14 protein-coding genes are annotated in these 17285 nt (G+C 75.1%); 8 read left to right on the top strand and 6 right to left on the bottom strand.

What is annotated here, in order from left to right:
- Positions 1-26 precede the first annotated feature (26 nt).
- Positions 27-1667, bottom strand: a complete 1641-nt coding sequence (locus tag FE634_RS17020; RefSeq protein ID WP_148240798.1) for a DNA repair helicase XPB — start codon at positions 1665-1667, stop codon at positions 27-29.
- A 44-nt stretch (positions 1668-1711) separates the two neighbouring features.
- Here FE634_RS17020 and FE634_RS17015 point away from each other — a divergent pair, with 44 nt between their 5' ends.
- Positions 1712-2989 (top strand): GNAT family N-acetyltransferase, encoded by a 1278-nt coding sequence (locus FE634_RS17015; RefSeq protein ID WP_138876561.1) that lies wholly within the window; start codon positions 1712-1714, stop codon positions 2987-2989.
- Between the two features lie 12 nt (positions 2990-3001).
- On the opposite strand, the gene FE634_RS17010 is transcribed toward FE634_RS17015, so the two are convergent.
- Positions 3002-5275: a helicase C-terminal domain-containing protein gene (locus tag FE634_RS17010; protein ID WP_148240797.1), complete on the bottom strand. Its 2274-nt coding sequence runs from the start codon at positions 5273-5275 to the stop codon at positions 3002-3004.
- 45 nt (positions 5276-5320) lie between these two features.
- Between FE634_RS17010 and FE634_RS17005 the strand changes: the two genes are divergently transcribed.
- The 3 genes from FE634_RS17005 to FE634_RS16995 are packed head-to-tail and all read left to right on the top strand — an operon-like array spanning position 5321 to position 8771.
- A complete protein-coding gene (locus FE634_RS17005) occupies positions 5321-6142 on the top strand; it encodes a PP2C family protein-serine/threonine phosphatase (protein WP_137295517.1) in 822 nt (273 codons plus the stop codon).
- On the top strand, positions 6139-7602 hold the full coding sequence (locus tag FE634_RS21175; RefSeq protein WP_187366738.1) for an FHA domain-containing protein: 1464 nt from the start codon (positions 6139-6141) through the stop codon (positions 7600-7602). The genes FE634_RS17005 and FE634_RS21175 overlap by 4 nt, the downstream gene beginning before the upstream one ends.
- A 17-nt stretch (positions 7603-7619) precedes the next feature.
- Positions 7620-8771, top strand: coding sequence for an RDD family protein (locus tag FE634_RS16995; RefSeq protein WP_138876560.1), 1152 nt, complete (start codon positions 7620-7622; stop codon positions 8769-8771).
- A 6-nt stretch (positions 8772-8777) separates the two neighbouring features.
- Here the strand turns inward: FE634_RS16995 and lepB are convergent, their stop codons facing one another.
- The gene (gene lepB / locus FE634_RS16990; RefSeq protein WP_138876559.1) at positions 8778-9626 is read right to left on the bottom strand and encodes a signal peptidase I; all 849 of its coding nucleotides are present in this window, start codon (positions 9624-9626) and stop codon (positions 8778-8780) included.
- 49 nt (positions 9627-9675) lie between these two features.
- Between lepB and FE634_RS16985 the strand changes: the two genes are divergently transcribed.
- Positions 9676-10092, top strand: a complete 417-nt coding sequence (locus tag FE634_RS16985; RefSeq protein ID WP_187366737.1) for a VOC family protein — start codon at positions 9676-9678, stop codon at positions 10090-10092.
- 32 nt (positions 10093-10124) lie between these two features.
- Positions 10125-11741, top strand: a complete 1617-nt coding sequence (locus FE634_RS16980) for an AMP-binding protein (RefSeq protein WP_138876558.1) — start codon at positions 10125-10127, stop codon at positions 11739-11741.
- A gap of 28 nt (positions 11742-11769) precedes the next feature.
- Here FE634_RS16980 and FE634_RS16975 read toward each other — a convergent pair whose 3' ends face one another.
- Positions 11770-12360: a GNAT family N-acetyltransferase gene (locus tag FE634_RS16975; RefSeq protein WP_138876557.1), complete on the bottom strand. Its 591-nt coding sequence runs from the start codon at positions 12358-12360 to the stop codon at positions 11770-11772.
- Positions 12357-14426, bottom strand: a complete 2070-nt coding sequence (locus FE634_RS16970; protein ID WP_187366736.1) for a S8 family serine peptidase — start codon at positions 14424-14426, stop codon at positions 12357-12359. Before FE634_RS16970 ends, FE634_RS16975 begins: the two co-directional genes overlap by 4 nt.
- A gap of 109 nt (positions 14427-14535) precedes the next feature.
- Between FE634_RS16970 and FE634_RS16965 the strand changes: the two genes are divergently transcribed.
- Together FE634_RS16965 and FE634_RS16960 are read left to right on the top strand one after the other, a co-directional pair.
- Positions 14536-15156, top strand: a complete 621-nt coding sequence (locus FE634_RS16965) for an HAD family hydrolase (protein WP_246060944.1) — start codon at positions 14536-14538, stop codon at positions 15154-15156.
- A 67-nt stretch (positions 15157-15223) separates the two neighbouring features.
- Positions 15224-15619, top strand: a complete 396-nt coding sequence (locus tag FE634_RS16960) for a cold-shock protein (RefSeq protein ID WP_137295461.1) — start codon at positions 15224-15226, stop codon at positions 15617-15619.
- A 120-nt stretch (positions 15620-15739) separates the two neighbouring features.
- On the opposite strand, the gene FE634_RS16955 is transcribed toward FE634_RS16960, so the two are convergent.
- Positions 15740-17206 carry an MFS transporter gene (locus FE634_RS16955; RefSeq protein WP_148240796.1) on the bottom strand — a complete coding sequence of 489 codons (1467 nt, stop codon included), beginning with the start codon at positions 17204-17206 and terminating at the stop codon, positions 15740-15742.
- Positions 17207-17285 lie beyond the last annotated feature (79 nt).

The raw sequence follows: 17285 nt of genomic DNA, 5'->3' as shown, positions 1-17285 counted from the left end.
GGTCGACCGGGGAAATCCCGGCCCGGTCAGGCCGGCAGGTCCTCGGCGTCGACGATCCGGTAGGCGTAGCCCTGCTCGGCGAGGAAGCGCTGCCGGTTCTGGGCGAAGTCGGCGTCGACGGTGTCGCGGGAGACGATCGTGTAGAAGTGCGCGGTCTTGCCGTCGTCCTTGGGACGCAGCAGCCGGCCCAGACGCTGGGCCTCCTCCTGGCGCGAGCCGAACGAGCCGGACACCTGGATCGCGACCTCGGCCGAGGGCAGGTCGATGGAGAAGTTCGCGACCTTCGACACCACGAGCAGGCCGATCTCGCCGGAGCGGAACGCCTCGAAGAGGCGCTGGCGCTCCTTGACCGGGGTCTCGCCCTTGATGACCGGGGCGTCGAGCTTCTCGGCGAGCTCGTCGAGCTGGTCGATGTACTGCCCGATGACCAGCGTCGGCTGGTCACCGTGGGCGGCGACGAGGTCGCGGACCACCTGGATCTTCTCGTGGGTGCAGGAGGCGAGGCGGTAGCGCTCCTCGGGCTCGGCGACGGCGTAGACCAGCCGCTCCGACGTCGGCAGGGTCACCCGGACCTCGACGCAGTCGGCCGGGGCGATCCAGCCCTGCGCCTCGATGTCCTTCCACGGGGCGTCGAACCGCTTCGGCCCGATCAGCGAGAACACGTCGCCCTCGCGGCCGTCCTCGCGCACCAGGGTCGCGGTCAGCCCGATCCGGCGCCGCGCCTGGAGGTTGGCCGTCATCCGGAAGATCGGCGCGGGCAGCAGGTGCACCTCGTCGTAGACGATGAGGCCCCAGTCGCGGGCGTCGAGCAGCTCGAGGTGGCGGTAGGCGCCGCCGCGCTTGGTCGTCATCACCTGGTAGGTCGCGATGGTGACCGGCCGGATCTCCTTGACGGTGCCGGAGTACTCGCCGATCTCGTCCTCGGTCAACGAGGTGCGCTTGATCAGCTCGTCCTTCCACTGCCGCGCGCTCACGGTGTTGGTGACCAGGATCAGCGTGGTCGCCTGGGCGTGGGCCATGGCCGCGGCGCCGACCAGGGTCTTGCCGGCGCCACAGGGCAGGACGACGACGCCCGAGCCCCCGTGCCAGAACGAGTCGGCCGCCTGGCGCTGGTAGTCGCGCAGGTGCCACTCGGTCTCGTCGAGCGCGATCGCGTGGGCCTCGCCGTCGACGTAGCCGGCGAAGTCCTCCGCCGGCCACCCCAGCTTGAGCAGCGCCTGCTTGAGGTTGCCGCGCTCGGAGGCGTGGACGGCGACGGTGTCGTCGTCGATCCGGTTGCCGAGCATCCCGGCGATCTTCTTGGCGCGCAGCACCTCCTCGAGCACCGGCCGGTCGTTGCTGGCGAGCACCAGGCCGTGCACCGGGTGCTTCTCCAGGCGCAGCCGGCCGTAGCGCGCCATCGTCTCGGCGACGTCGACGAGCAGCGAGTGCGGGACGGCGTAGCGGCTGTAGGTGAGCAGGATGTCGACGACCTGCTCGGCGTCGTGCCCGGCCGCGCGGGCGTTCCACAGCCCCAGCGGCGTCAGCCGGTAGGTGTGGACGTGCTCGGGGGAGCGCTCGAGCTCGGCGAACGGCGCGATCGCCTTGCGGCAGTCGGCCGCCTGCTCGTGGTCGATCTCGAGCAGGAGGGTCTTGTCCGACTGGACGATGAGCGGGCCGGTGTTCACCGCACGAGTCTACGGAGGCGGCGGGCGGCCGTAGGGTCGACGGCATGTCCGAGCTGCTGCACGGCGTCCTCGACGTCGGTGACGAGTCCGAGGCCGGTCGCGCGCGGGTGGAGGCCTGGAGCGAGGCCGTGCACCGCAGCTTCCTCGAGGCCCGCCCCGACGACGGCCGCACCCGGCGCCTGGTCGACAACGCCGTCGCCCAGTCCGCCCGCGTCGCCGGGGCCTGGCGTCCCGAGACCACGCTGCCCGGCGCCGAGGTGCCGGTCGGGACCCTGGCGAGCTGGCAGGGGGAGATCACGGTGGCGCCGGGCCGGTCGCTGCCGCTGCACATGATCACCGACGTGACCGTCGCGCCCACCCACCGGCGCCGCGGCCTGGCCCGCCGGCTGATGACCGACGACCTGGCCCACGCGGTGGCCCAGGGGCGACCGCTGGCCGCGCTCACCGTGTCCGAGGGCAGCATCTACGGCCGCTTCGGCTTCGGCCTCGGCACCCGGCTGCGCCACGTCGTCGTCGACCTCGGCGCCCGCTTCGCCCTGCGCCGTGAGCCCGCGCCGCCGGGCACCTTCACGCTCGTCGACCCCGCGACGGCCTGGCCGCACGTGCGGCGGGTCTTCGCCGCCCACGCCGCGGCCACGCGCGGGGCGGTGGGCCGCCCGCAGTTCTACGAGTCCATCCTCACCGGCGCCTTCGACTGGGAGTCCGGCAGCGAGAACCGCAAGCTGCGCGCCGTCCTCCACCTCGACGCCGGCGGCGCCGCCGACGGCTACGCGCTGTGGAGCCTGGCCGGCCAGGTCGAGGGCCGCGAGACCATCGACGTGGTCGACCTGGTCGGGCTGACCCCGGAGGTGCAGCTGGCGCTGTGGCGGCAGCTGGCCGACATCGACCTGGTCGAGCAGGCGCGCTGGCGGCGCGCCCCGCTGTCCGGCGTCCTCGACTGGGCGCTCACCGACCCGCGCGTCGTGACCACGACGAAGGTCGCGGACCTGCTCTGGGTGCGGGTGCTCGACGTCCCCGCGGCCCTCGGCGCCCGCGCGTGGGGTGCCGACGGCTCGGTCGTGCTCGACGTCGACGACGCGCTCGGCCACGCCGCCGGGCGGTGGCGGGTCGAGGTCGTGGACGGCGTCGCCCGGGTCGGGGCCACCGAGGACGCCGCCGACCTCCGGCTGTCCGCCGACACCCTCGGTGCGCTCTACCTCGGCGGCGTCACCACCGACGTGCTGGCCGCGGCCGGGCGCCTGCTCGGCGAGTCGTCCGCGGTGCAGCGGTGGGCCCGGATGGCCGACGTCGGCCCCGAGCCCTGGTGCACGACCGGGTTCTAGGCCCCGGGGCGCTCAGGCCGACGGCGACAGCGGGCGCACGGTCGTGATCCGGTGCACCGCGAACGCGCGGACGTCGTCGGCGCGGTGGTCGTAGGCCTGCAGCGACCCGCCCTCGATCGTGCGGGGGTCGACGACCCGCTCGGAGGAGACGCCCTGGTTGTCGACGTAGCCGATCAGGACGGTGACGCGGGCCTCGATCGCCTCGCGCAGCGCCGCCAGCGCTCCGGACGGCGTCAGCGGCGTCGTCGGGGTGGTCGGCCGGACCGCGGCGACCCGGTCGCCGGAGCGGATCGCGGCGACCACCGAGGCGACCCGGGCCGAGCCGCGCACCGACCGCAGCGACGGGCCGCGGTCCTTGGGGGTGCGGGCCCGGAGCACGTCGGGCCGCAGCACCTGGACCGTGCCGTCGGGCGACTCGACGACGGGAGCGACCCCGAGGTCGCGGAGGCGGGGGAGCAGCACCTCGACCGGGATGGTGCTGATGAGCACGGTCGGGGCGATCCGCCGCAGCCCGAGCCCGCGCGACTGCGGGTGGTGGAGCAGCTCGCTCAGCGCCGACTCGTCGTCGGCGCGCAGGAACGCCTCGGCGTGCCCGACGCGCACCGTGCCGAAGGTGCGCACGGTGTCGTCGACGAGGTAGGTCAGCGGTTGCGGGACCGGCGTGCGGGAGACCTCGTCGAGGAAGGCGTGCACCTCGACGGCGGTCCAGCCGACGTCGAGCGCGCGGCGCACCGAGCCGGGCGTGAAGCGGTAGACCGTCGCGCCGCCGCGGGACTCGACGTCGGCGACGAGCTGGAGCTGCCGCGCCAGCGCCGCCTCGAGCGGGCCGGGCGCGACGGCGGTCAGGTCGGCCTGGATCAGCACGTGGTCGACCGGCTCGGGCAGCAGCCCGGCGAGCGCCGGCACGGGGTCGTCGCCGGCCACGAGCACCCGGGCGTAGGACGCCAGCGCGTCGAGCCCGACCACGCCGAACGCCGCCGCCTCCGACATCGCCCACGCGACCTGCTGGGCGCGCGAGCGCGGCCGGCGCGGCCGGTGCCACGCCACCTGCTCGACCAGCGACGGCAACCCGGTGCCGGCGGCCAGGACCTGGCCCGGGGGCAGCGAGGCGAGGGCCTCGAGCGTCCCGGCGCGCGCCTCGGCCATCGCGTACGACGCCAGCTCGGGCGCGAGGGCGTTCCACGTCTTGCCGGCCGGGTCGCGGGTGCCGACCATCCCCGGCAGGCGTGGGCTCTCGAGCCACGCCCGCACCAGGGTCGCCCAGCGCGCGGCCGGGGCCTCGGCGATCCAGGCGTCGAAGGCGTCGGTGGGGACCCAGACCGAGTTGCCGTCGGCGTCGGCACGGTGGCCCAGCAGCCCGGCGACCGACGCCGTCTCGACGACCAGCGCCGCGCGCTGCTCGTCGACGGCCAGGAGGGAGGTCGCCGCCTTGAGGTCGCGGACGCCCAGCCCGCCGCTGCGCAGCACGTGCGGTGGGTGCGCGCCCCACTGGTCGAGCAGCAGCTCGACCTGCCGGACGATCTCGAACGCCGCGCCGGCCGCGGTGCGGTCGACCAGCGCCGCCGACCGCTCGGCCACCGCGATCGGCGGGACGACGTCGACCGGCTCGGTCGTCGTGCGGCCCCCGCGCAGGGCCAGCCCGACCTCGCCGGGTGCGACCAGCAGGCCGCCGCCGGTGCGGGGGAGGAGGAGACGGCGGGCGATGAGCTCCTCGGCCGGGGTGGCGGCGTCCTCGGGGAGGACGGTGAGCCGGGCCGAGCCGCCGGTGGCCTCGCCGCCGGCGTCCACGACGTGCTCGAGCATCGCCCGGGCGGCGGGGGAGACCTCCGCCAGCCGGGCCGCGACGACCTCGGGAGCGGGGGCGTCGGCCGAGCGCGGCCGCAGCCCGCTGGCGCCGGGACCCGACGCCAGGGCGTCGGCCACGCCGGAGAGCACGCGGAGCCCGCCGTCGCGCGTGTGCCACACCAGCGCCAGGTCGACCAGTCGCCCGAGCGTCGCGTCGACAGCGGCCGGCTCGGCGAGGATGATGGAGCGCACGTCGGCGGCCGTGGTTTGACCGGCGACCACGAGGGCATCAAGCACGGAGAGCTCGAGTCGGGTCAGGGTGTCGAGTGCGCGCGAGAGCGACGCACGGACCGCGGCACGAGACGCCAGTTGTCCGAAGTCGTGAGGGGCGGGTGTGGTCAGGTCGGGTCGGGCGGTGAGCAGTCGTGCGACGCGCTCGTCGCTCCAGCTGCGCAGCTGGTCGGCGAGCGTGCGGAACCCCGCGTCGTCCCTGGTGGCCATCTGCTCAACGCTACAAGGGCGCCTCGCGGCGTCCGGGGACGTCTCGTGACCGGCGTCGAGCTGCACCACGGCGCGGCCACCGACGTCGGACTGGTGCGCCAGGTCAACGAGGACTCCTTCCTCGTCGCCCCACCGGTCTTCGTCGTCGCCGACGGCATGGGCGGCCACGACCGCGGCGACGTCGCGAGCCGCCTCGTGGTGGAGGAGTTCGGCCGGCTGGCCGACGCCGGCTACGACCCGAACCGGGGCCCCGACATCATCGCCGAGACCCTGCGCACCGCCCAGGCCCGTATCGGCGAGTACGACGCCGGGCAGCGCGCCGCCGGTGCCCACGACTTCGCCGCCGGCACCACGGCCGTCGTGGCGCTGCTCATCGAGCAGTCGACCGAGCCGAAGTGGCTGCTGGCCAACCTCGGCGACTCCCGCATCTACCGCATCAACGACGGCGTCCTCGACCAGGTCAGCGTCGACCACAGCGTCGTCCAGGAGCTCGTCGAGGCCGGGGTGATCACCGCCGACGACGCCGCCGTGCACCCGGAGCGGCACATCATCACCCGCGCGCTCGGGGGCGGGGGCAGTGCCGAGGCCGACTACTTCGTGCTGCCGCTGTCGGGGGCGGAGCGGCTGATGCTGTGCTCCGACGGCGTCAGCGGCATGATCGACGACGCCGCGATCGCCGAGATCCTGCTCAGCACCTCCGATCCGCGTGACGCCGCCGACCGGGTCGTCGCGGCCGCCGTGGCGGCCGGTGGACGTGACAACGCGACGGCCGTCGTCGTCGATGTGGTGGGATTGGCCGACGATCGACCGTACGACTCCGACGCGCAGCGCGAGAGTCTCGAGCAGAAGTTGGGAGCGCTGCCATGAGCGAGCACCCGGGCACCTGGTCCTACCGACCCGGATCGTGGTTCGGCGTCTTCGGGGCCGCGACGACCCTGGTGCTGCCGGCGACCGAGAAGGCACGGGTCGCCGAGCTGTGGTCGCGCATCGACGACGGCGCCGGCTTCGACGACGTCCTCGACGCCCTCCTGCAGTCCGGGCTCGGTGCGCTCTCGGGCTTCGTGCTGGTGGGCAGCGGCGACGGCCCGACCAAGATCCTGGTCCGCGGCGCCTCGGTGCACGCGAGCGTGACCGCCGGCGGTGAGACCTTCGAGCTCGACGGCTCCACGGTCTCCACGTGGGTCGAGCGCACGCTCGCCGAGGTGACCGCGCTGAGCGTCGTCGTCGACGGCGGCGACCCCGACGCCGACGACCTCCCGATCCACGGCGGCCTGGTCCGCGTCGGCCGCGTCGACCTGCCGCCGCACACCACGTCGGTGGCGTCGCCCGCCGCGGAGCCGGAGGAGCTGGCGCCGGTCGCCGCGGAGCCCGAGCCGGAGCCGGAGCCCGAGCCGGAGCCGGAGCCGGAGCCCGTCGTCGAGGCCGCCGCCGTGCCGGCGCCGTACGCCGGCGACCCCGACACGATCATCCCGCCCGTGGGCCCGCCCCTCGAGAAGCCCGCCGAGCCGGAGCCCGAGCCCGAGCCGGAGCCGGAGCCGGAGCCGGAGCCCGAGCCCGAGCCCGAGCCCGAGGAGCCCCCGGCGACCGAGCTGCTCGACCTCGCCGAGGCCGAGTCGTCCCCGCTCGACGACGACGGCGACACCACCAACATGGGCAGCCCGGAGCCCGCCGCCGACGCCGACCCGGTCGAGCCGGTGGACCCGGCCGACGCCGCGCCGTCCTGGCCGCCGGCGCCGCCCTCGCCGCCGGCCCCGCCGGCCTGGCCCGGGTCGACCCCGCCGCCCCCGCCGCCGGCGTTCGTGCCGCCGGCGCCGCCGACCGCCGACGAGGCCCCCGCCCACGACGCCCTGTCCGACCCCGGACCCGTGGTGCCCGTCGACCACGACGGGCTCACCCAGGCCGGCGTCGACGGCGGCGAGTTCGCGCGCTCGCAGCCCGGGATCGCCGGGCAGCCGATGGCGCCGAGCATCGGTCGCTCGGTGGCCCGGCTGATGATCTCCAACGGCGACGTCGTCGACGTCGACCGCGTGGTCCTGGTCGGCCGGGCCCCCGAGGCGCGGCGCTTCACCACCACCGACCAGCCGACGCTGGTCACCGTCCCGAGCCCGCTGCACGAGATCTCCTCGACCCACGTCGAGTTCCGGCCCGGGTCGGGCGCCGACCACGGCAGCGCCGTCGTGACCGACATGGGCTCGACCAACGGCACCGTGCTGGTGCAGCCCGGCCTCGGCCCCGAGGAGCTCAAGCCCGGCATCGCCGTGCAGGTCCTTCCCGGCGCGACGGTCAACCTCGGTGACGGCGTCACCATCCAGGTCGCACACCCCTGATCCCTGGAGAGGGCCCGATGAACCACCCCGCTCCTCCTCCGGAGGCGGTCAGCTACCCCGCTGCCGAGCTCGACCGACGGTTCTACGCCTTCGCCATCGACCGTGTCGTGGCGTGGGGACTGTTCGTCGGTGCCGGCTACCTCGCGTGGCGCTACCTCTTCGACGACGACAAGGTCGGCGCCGGCATCGGCGCGGTGGTCGGCACGGTGCTCCTCGTCTCGCTGGTCTTCGCCGTGCTCCTCGGCGTCGCCGGCACCTCGCCGGGCAAGGCCCTGGTCGGTCTGCGCGTGGTCCGCGACGGCGACGGACGCCCGATCGGCGTCTCCAAGGCGCTGGTGCGCACCGCCGTCCTCGGCATGTTCACCCTCCCGACCCTCGGGCTCGGGCTGGCCACCCTGGCCTGGACCGCCGTCATGGACCCCGGCGGACGCCGTCGCGGCGGCCACGACCGGATGAGCGGCGCCGTCGTGGTCGACGTCCGGCCGGCGCCGGTCGTCGAGGCCGAGGACGACCGTCCGCACGCGATCGTGAACCTCACCGCGATGCGGCTGCGGCCCGCGCCACCGGTGGCCCCGCCGGTGCCCGTGCCGGCGCCGAGCGGTCGCCCCGCCCCGTCCGGCCGGCCCGAGCCGGCCCCCGCACCGCCCCCGGCGCCCGCGCCCGCGCCGGCACCGGTGCGCACCCCGGCTGCTGCGCCCACGCCCGCGCCCGCGCCGGCCGTCGTCCCGACGCCGGCCGCGCGCCCCGCCGCCCCGCCGCCCGCGCCGGTCCCGGTGCCGGGCCCGCCGGCCGCGCCGCCGCGCTCGCACCGCGCCACCTCGGCGACGCCACCGGCGCCGCGCTGGCGGGTCACCTTCGACACGGGGGAGACGTTCGTCGTCGACGGTCTCGCGCTGGTCGGACGCCGTCCGGAGGCTCGCGCCGGCGAGCCGGTGACCCACCTGGTGCCGCTGCGCTCCTCCGACATGTCGCTGTCGAAGACCCACGCGCAGTTCCAGGTCGTCCCCGACGGTGCGCTGGTCGTGATGGACCGCGGGTCGACCAACGGGTCGGTCGTGGTGCGTCAGGGCGTGTCGAAGTCGCTCACGGCCGGGCGCCCCTCGACGCTGGTCGACGGTGACACGGTCCGCTTCGGCGACCGCACCATGACGGTCGCCAAGGACGCCTGAGGGCGCCTACGGGGCGTCGGGCACCGAGTCGAAGACGTCGGGACGCCCGACGAAGCGCACGTGGTCCATCGGCCAGACCAGCGAGAACACCTTGCCCACGACGTTGTCGAGCGGCACGAACGGCCGGTCGGGGGCGCAGCCCTGCTCCTTCGGCCCGCACAGCCGCGCCGAGGAGTCCGCCGAGGCGGCCCGGTTGTCGCCCATCACGAACAGCCGGTCGTCGGGCACCGTGACCTCCCAGCCCCGCTGGCAGCCGCGCTGGCCGTAGGGCATCGGGCCGTCGCAGTCCTGCTGCGGCGCGATGAACTCGTCCTCGTCGAGCGCGACGCCGTTGACCTCGAGCAGGCCGTCGGCGTCGCAGCACACGACCGTGTCACCGGGCACGCCGATGACCCGCTTCACCAGGTGGCCGCCGGTCGGGTAGAGCCCGACCTTGGCCAGCCCCTTCGACAGCAGCGTCGTCGGGCCGATCTCGGGGCCCGTCAGCCACCCGCCCGGGTCCTCGAAGACGATGACGTCGCCCCGCGAGGGCGAGCCGCCGAACCAGTACGACACCTTCTGCACCAGGATCCGGTCGTTCTTCACCAGGCCCGGCTCCATCGAGGCCGAGGGGATGTAGAAGGCCTGCACGAGGAAGGTCTTGATGACCAGCGCCATCACGAGCGCGACGACGAGCAGCACGACCGTCTCCAGCCACAGCGGCGCGCGCCGCTTGGGGGTGTCGCGCTCGGCGGCGGTGGCGCCGCCGTCGTCGGGGTCGGCCGCGGCGGTCGGCTCGGGCGCGGGCGTCGCGACGGGCTCGGCGGGTTCGGTCTTCCCGAGGTCGGGTCGGCGCGGCTCGTCGTCATCTGGCACGACAGGGAATGTACGCCAGGCCCCGTCGTCGCCGACGTACGGTGAGGGCGTGGCCGACCACCCCGTCCTGATGCACACCGCGATCGACGCGGTCGACGCCCGCGGGCTCGCGGAGTTCTACCGGCGCCTGCTCGGCCTGCACTACCGCCCGGGCGACGAGCCGGTCGCCGACGCGCCCGAGGACGACGCCGACTGGCTCGTGCTGCTCGACGCGGCCGGACGCCGGGTGCTCGCCGTGCAGCGCGTCGACCGGCTCGAGCCGGCCACCTGGCCCAGCGACGACGTCCCGAAGCAGATGCACCACGACTTCCGGGTCCCCGACGTCGACGCGCTCGAGCGGCACCGCCGCCGCGCCGAGGAGCTCGGCGCGACGCTGCGGCTCGACCGCACCGACGACGACGAGCCGCTCTACGTGCTGGCCGACCCGGCCGGGCACCCGTTCTGCCTGCTCGTCGCGGGGCACTGACCGCGCGGCGTGACGCAGGTTACGTTCTGCCCATGGAGTCCTACGCCCGCGGGGAGACCGACCAGCCGCTGCTCGACGAGACCATCGGCGCCAACCTGGCGCGCACCGTCGCGTCCTGGCCGGACGGCGAGGCGCTGGTCGAGGTGGCCAGCGGCCGGCGCTGGACCTGGACCGAGCTGGCCCGCGACGTCGACGCCGTCGCCCGCGGCCTCGTCGCGGCCGGGCTGGCCGCCGGCGACCGGGTCGGGATCTGGTCGCCCAACTGCGCCGAGTGGACGATCGCCCAGTACGCCTGCGCCGACGTCGGGATCGTGCTGGTCAACGTCAACCCCGCCTACCGCACCCACGAGCTCGCCTACGCCGTCAACCAGAGCGGGCTGCGGCTGCTGCTGGCCGCCTCGGCGTTCAAGACCAGCGACTACCGCTCGATGGTCGAGGCCGTCCGCGGCGACTGCCCCCGGCTGGAGCGCACGGTCTTCGTCGACACCGACGACTGGGCCGCGCTGGTCGCGGCCGGCGCGGACGTCGCCGAGGACACGATGGCCGCGCGGCGGGCCGGGCTGGCGCCGTCCGACCCGATCAACATCCAGTACACCTCGGGCACGACCGGCTACCCCAAGGGCGCGACGCTGAGCCACCGCAACATCCTCAACAACGGCTACTTCACGACCGAGACGATCGGGCTGACCCACGCCGACCGGCTCTGCATCCCGGTGCCGTTCTACCACTGCTTCGGGATGGTGATGGCGAACCTCGGCTGCACCAGCCACGGCGCGACGATGGTGATCCCCGGGCCGGCCTTCGACCCCGAGGTGACCCTGCGCGCCGTGGAGGAGGAGCGGTGCACGGTGCTCTACGGCGTCCCGACGATGTTCATCGCGATGCAGGGCGCCGCGTCGTTCGGCGAGCGCGACCTGTCGTCGCTGCGCAGCGGGATCATGGCCGGCTCGATCTGCCCGGTCGAGGTGATGCGGCGCTGCATCGACGACATGCACATGGCGGAGGTCTCGATCGCCTACGGCATGACCGAGACCTCGCCGGTGTCGTGCCAGACCCGGGTCGACGACGACCTCGACCGGCGCACGACGACCATCGGGCGGGTCCACCCCCACGTCGAGATCAAGGTGGTCGACCCGGTGAGCGGCGAGACCGTCGAGCGCGACACCACCGGTGAGCTCTGCACCCGCGGCTACTCGGTGATGACCGGCTACTGGGACGACCCCGACAAGACCGCCGAGGCGGTCGACGCCGACGGCTGGATGCACACCGGCGACCTCGCGGTGATGCGCGAGGACGGCTACTGCGTGGTCGTCGGGCGGATCAAGGACATGGTCATCCGCGGCGGCGAGAACATCTACCCCCGCGAGATCGAGGAGTTCCTCTACCAGCACGACGACATCGAGGACGTCCAGGTCGTCGGCGTCCCCGACGCGAGGTACGGCGAGGAGCTCTGTGCCTGGATCCGGATGCGCCCGGGGGCCGAACCCCTCGACGCGGACGCCGTCCGCGCCTTCGCCACCGACCGCCTGGCGCACTACAAGATCCCGCGCTACGTCCTGGTCGTCGACGAGTTCCCGATGACCGTGACCGGCAAGGTCCGCAAGGTCGAGATGCGCGAGCGGTCCACCGCCGAGCTCGGGCTGGGCTGAGGTGGGCGCGGGTCCCCGGAGGACTGCGTCAGCGCGCGGCGTCCCACTCCTCGCGGAGCAGGCCGTAGATCGCTGAGTCGGTCCACTCGCCGACGCCGTCGTCCCACCAGTCGCGGCGCAGGTGCGCCTCGTGGCGCATGCCGAGCCGCTCGCACAGGCGGGCCGAGGCGGCGTTGCGGGGGTCGAGGTTGGCGTGGACGCGGTGGCAGCCGAAGTGGTCGAAGGCCAGGCCGGTGACGGCGCGGGCGGCCTCGGTGGCCAGGCCCCTGCCGCCGTGGCCGGGGTGGAAGACGTAGCCGACCTCGGCGATCGAGCGCTGCGTGCCGCCCTTGAGCCGGAGCATCACGTCGCCGACGACGACGCCCTCGTGGTCGGCGACCAGCGTGAGGGCCCAGTCGGCGTCCTGGTCGGCGGCGGGGTCGGCGGCCAGGTGCCGGTGCCAGGCCGCCACCCGCTCGCGGACGTCGCCTGCGTCCTGCGGTTCGAAGGGCAGCCAGCGACACACCTCGGGGTCACCGCGGTAGGCCACCAGCGCCTCGACGTCGGACTCCAGCGCGGGCCGCAGGACGAGCCGCTCGGTGCGCAGCGGGAGCGACGGCGCCGTGGGCCGGGCGGTCACCGGGTGATCACCACGGGCAGGCGGGTGACCGTGCCGGACGCGCCGCGCCAGACGACGACGCCGTCGTCGAGGCGGCTGCGGCCCGGTCCGGAGACGCGCACCCGGAAGGTGACGCTCTCGCCCGGGCCGAGGCGGACGGCGGCCGGGCGCACGCTGACGTCGCGTCGGAACCCGCGCGCCGAGGAGGAGAAGTACAGCCGGCGTCCGGTGACGTTGGTGATCGTGCGGCGCGCGGCGCGGTCGCCGTCGGCGAGGACGAGGGTCGGGGTGTTCAGGTCGGTGCGCCGGCCGTCGAGCCAGGACCGGTAGGCCTGCGGCGGTACGAGGTAGGCCAGGCCGGGCCGGCGGGCCCGGTCGGGCTGCACGAGGCCGGCGCCGCTGCGCAGCACCGGGGTGCCGGGCACGGGCCGGGCCGAGGTGACCAGGGCCGAGCGGACCACGGCGGGACGCAGGCCGTCGCCCAGCAGGGTGGCGGCCACGCCGGCGGTGTGGGCGGTGGCGACGGAGGTGCCGGTGGTGAAGGTCCAGCCCTCGCCGCCGGGGACCGCGGTGAGCACGCCGGTGCCGGGCGCCACGACGTCCGGCTTGAGGACGCCGCTGCCGGCGCCGGAGGCAGAGAACTCGGCCACCCTGACCCGACGCTCGACGACCCCGCCCGACGTCAGGGTGACGCGGCCGGCCGGGTGGGTGCGCAGCCACCGCAGCAGGGTGCCGGCGTGGCGCACCGGCAGGTGCACGGTCGGCACGCTGTGGACGTCGGCGTCGACGGACCCGGCGCGACGGTTGAGCAGCACCATCGCGACGCCGTCGGCGAGCGCGACAGCGCGGGACTTGTCGACGCGTCCGACCCGGCCGCGGTCGCAGACCACGACGGCGCCGCCGACGCGGGCGGCGTCGAGGCTGCCGGGGGTGCAGTAGCGGGCCTCGGAGCGCCGGGCGCCGGGCGCGGCGACGTCGACGGCGCGCACGACGCGGGCCGGGCCGACCGTCGTCCGCGCGAGCATCGCACCGCCGACGGCCCCGACGCCGGGGAGCAGCACCCGGCCGCGCCGGGCCTCGCCGGTGGTGCCGCCGACGGTGGTGACCCAGGGGGAGGCGTGGGCGGTCGCGCCCGCGCCGTCGTTGCCGGCGGCGGCGACCACCACGACGCCGGCCTCGGTGGCGCCGAGCAGGGCGCGCTCGACGGTGTCGAGGACCCCGGTCCCGCCGACGGCGAGGCTGAGGACGTCGACGCCGTCGCGGGTGGCGTCGTCGACGGCGGTGACCACGTCGGCGGTCGAGCAGCCGTCGTCGGCGGGGTCGGGCGCGCTCCAGCAGGCCTTGTAGACGGCCAGGCTCGCGTCGGGGGCCATGCCGCCGAACTCACCGAGCCGCTCGCCCCCGACCTCGACCGGGACGCCGGGGTTGCCGGCGGCGACCGAGGCCATCTGGGTGCCGTGGCCGTCGGAGTCGCGCGGCGACAGGGTGCTCGCGGCGCGGAGCCGGTCGGTGCCGAACCCGTCGACGTACCAGCGCGCGGCGACCACCTTGCCGTTGCACTCGGCGGCGACCCAGTCGCCGGCCACCGCGCAGTCGCCGTCGAAGTCGGCGGGGCGTCGCGCGGAGCTGCGCTGGGCGAAGAGCGGGCTGTCGGGTTCCAGGCCGCTGTCGACCAGGCCGATCACGACGCCCGACCCGCCGGTGGCCGGGCCGTCGCCGAACCGGCCCGAGGGGGGCAGCGCCGGCGCCGACGTCATCGCGCGCACCTCGTCGGCCTCGACCGAGACGACGTCGGGCAGGGCGTCGAGCTCGGCGGCGCCCGCGGCGTCGAGCCGGACCGCGAAGCCGTTCAACGCGGTGTGCCAGCGGTAGACAGGGTCGGGCAGGTCGAGGCTGGCGAGGACGTCGTCCTGGTCGGCGTCCGGCTGGAGCGTGACCAGGTGCAGCACTGCCTCGGGCGCGGGTCCCGCGGGTGCCTCGGCGGCGGTCGCGGCGCCGTCGGGCCGGACGAGCAGCGTCGCCAGGAGGGCGCCGCACAGGGCGGCGGTGCGCCCCGCGGTGTGCCGGCGCCGTCGTCGGTGCGTCACGTCGTCCCCCTGCCCTCGTCGTCTCCTGGTGGTCGAGCCGTCCATTGTGACCCACCGGAACGCCCGGCGCACGGGTCCGGTCCCTTCGCCCGTCTCCTACCCTGGCCCGGTGACTGCTCCGCAGGGCCCGCTCGTCGTCGGGTTCGACCTCGACATGACCCTCATCGACACCGTTCCGGGGTTCACCTCGGTGCTCACCGCGCTGGGCGACGAGCTCGGCGTGACCTTCCCCGTCGAGGCGATGACCGCCGTCCTCGGCCCGCCGCTGGACGTCGTCCTCGGGCCCTACCTGCCCGCCGCCGACCTCGCCTCGGCCGGCGACCGCTTCCGTGCGCTCTACCCCGACCACGCCGTGGCGTCGGTGCCGCTGCTGGCCGGCGCGGCCGAGGCCCTGGCCGCCGTGCGGCGCCACGGCGGCAAGGTCGTCGTCGTCACCGGCAAGTACGAGCCCAACGCCCGGCTGCACCTGGACCACCTCGGCGTCGAGGTCGACGTCCTCGAGGGCTGGGTGTGGGGCGTCGGCAAGGCGGCCGCGCTGCGCCGCGAGGGGGCCTCGATCTACGTCGGCGACCACGTGCACGACGTCGAGGGTGCGCTGGCCGCCGACGCGCTCAGCGTGTCGGTGCTGACCGGCGGATGCAGCCGCGAGGAGCTGCTCGCGGCCGGCACCCACGTCGTCCTCGACGACCTGCGGGATTTCCCGTCGTGGCTCGACGCGCACGTGGCATAGGGTGACGCTCGCTCGAGGGACCTCGGGCACGATCGGTCCGTCCGGGCAGAGGGAGCAGGGGAGAGCAGTGCCGAACGGCAAGGTGAAGTGGTACGACGTCGACAAGGGCTTCGGCTTCCTGTCCCAGGAGAGCGGTCCCGACGTCTACGTGCACGCCGACGCGCTCCCGGCCGGCACGACGGCCCTCAAGCCCGGCGCGCGCGTCGAGTTCGGCATCGCCCAGGGACGCAAGGGCGACCAGGCGCTCCAGGTGCGGCTGCTCGAGAAGCCCGCCTCGGTCGCGCGCAACCAGTCGCAGGCCCGCCGCAAGCGCCCCGAGGAGATGGTCCCGATCGTCGAGGACCTGATCCGGCTGCTCGACGGCATGGGTGAGGCCTACCGGCACGGCCGGCACCCCGACAACAAGGCCGCCGCCCCCGTCGCACAGCTGTTGCGCGTGCTCGCCGACGAGCTCGAGCTGTAGGCGACCGCGGTACAGGAGTTTCACCGCTGAGGCGGTGAAACTCACGCTTCTGTCGTGAAGTTTCGTGACGGGAGCGAGAGTTTCACCGCTCCAGCGGTGAAACTCCCGCACGTCAGGCCCTCAGTCCTTCTCCAACGACACCGGCGCGGTGTCGGACCCGCCGGGGCGGGGGGCGGCGGGCGGCGGGGGAGGCCCGGCCGGACGACGTCCGGTGCGTGGCGTCGACGAGAGCACGAACAGCGTCCACGCGACGAGGACGACGAGCGCGACGCCGAGCCCCAGGCGGGGGATCTGCGGCAGGGCGATGCCCACGAAGCCGCCGATCACCCACGCCAGCTGCAACGTGGTGTCGCTGCGGGCGAAGGCGCTCGCCTGCACGTGCACCGGCACCCCGCTCTGGATGGTGGAGTCGAGCGAGACCTTGGCCAGCGACTGCGCCAGCCCGGCGACCAGGCCGAGGCCGGCGAGCACGACCACGCCGTAGAACAGGGCGCCGGTGAGCACCATCGCGGCGTCGGCCAGCAGCGCGAAGGTGACGGTGACCGCCGGGTTGATCCGTTTGAGGACGGAGGCCAGGAAGATCCCGATCGCGTTGCCGGCGGCCGCCCCGCCGATGACGATCCCGAGCAGGATCGTCTGGCGGTCCTCCCACCCGTCGAGCGGTTTGTCGCGCAGCAGGAAGGCCATGTACATGGTGAGGAAGCCCGAGAGCCAGCGCGGGCCGCAGTTGGCCCGCAGCGCGTAGGCGACCTGGGAGGGGATCTGGGTGCCGCGGCGCGGCTCGCCCGGCTCGGGCTTGCGCAGCGACACCGACTGCTCGCCCTCGCTGGAGTCGACCTTGGCGGGCAGCAGGATCGCCGCCACGGTGCCGACCACGAAGACCAGGAACGCGTAGCGCAGCGACCACTGGGCGCCGAGGTAGGCGGCGCCGCCGGCCAGCGGTGCCGAGATCGCCCCGCCCACCAGGCCGGCGAGGGAGACGCGGCCGTTGGCCTTGACGAGGGTGAAGTCCTCCGGCAGCAGCCGCGGGATGGCGGCGGCGCGCGTGACGCCGTAGGCCTTGGAGGAGACCAGGACCCCGAGCGCCGCGGGGTAGAGCAGCGCCGACTCGGCCGCCACCGCCCCGGCGAGCACCCAGCACAGGAAAGCCCGGATCGCGAACGTCGACCCGATGGCCCACCGGCGCCCGTGGCTGAACCGGTCGAGGAAGGGCCCGATCAGCGGCGCCACGACCGCGAACGGCAGCATCGTCAGGCCGAGGAAGAGCGCGACCTGGCCGCGGGCCTCGCTGGTGGCGCCGGCGAAGAACACGGTGGTCGCGAGCGAGATCGCGACGGCGGCGTCGCCGGCCGCGTTGGCGGCGTGCAGGTAGATGAGGCGGTTCAGCCCGGACTTCTCGGCACCCTGGGCGTTCGCGGCCCGCCTGGCCTGTCCGACCGCGTACTTGCCGAAGCGACCGCCGACGCGGGCGGTGGCCCGCACCCCGCGCGCGGTCACCTTGGCGCCGGTGCCCAGCCCCTGGCCGACCGCCCGCGCCCGGTCGGCGTTCGGGTGGTCGCTCCCGTGATCGGGGGGGCCGGAGGTCATGCGGCACATCCTGCCCGTTCCGGGTGGCGGCACGCGGCAGACCCGCCCCGACCTGACATCGGCGGCCCCGATCAGTCAT

This window comes from Nocardioides sp. S-1144 (assembly GCF_005954645.2).
Lineage (GTDB): Bacteria > Actinomycetota > Actinomycetes > Propionibacteriales > Nocardioidaceae > Nocardioides > Nocardioides dongxiaopingii.
Note: the sequence above shows the minus strand (reverse complement) of the source record. Positions and strands in the feature narration are given on the sequence as shown.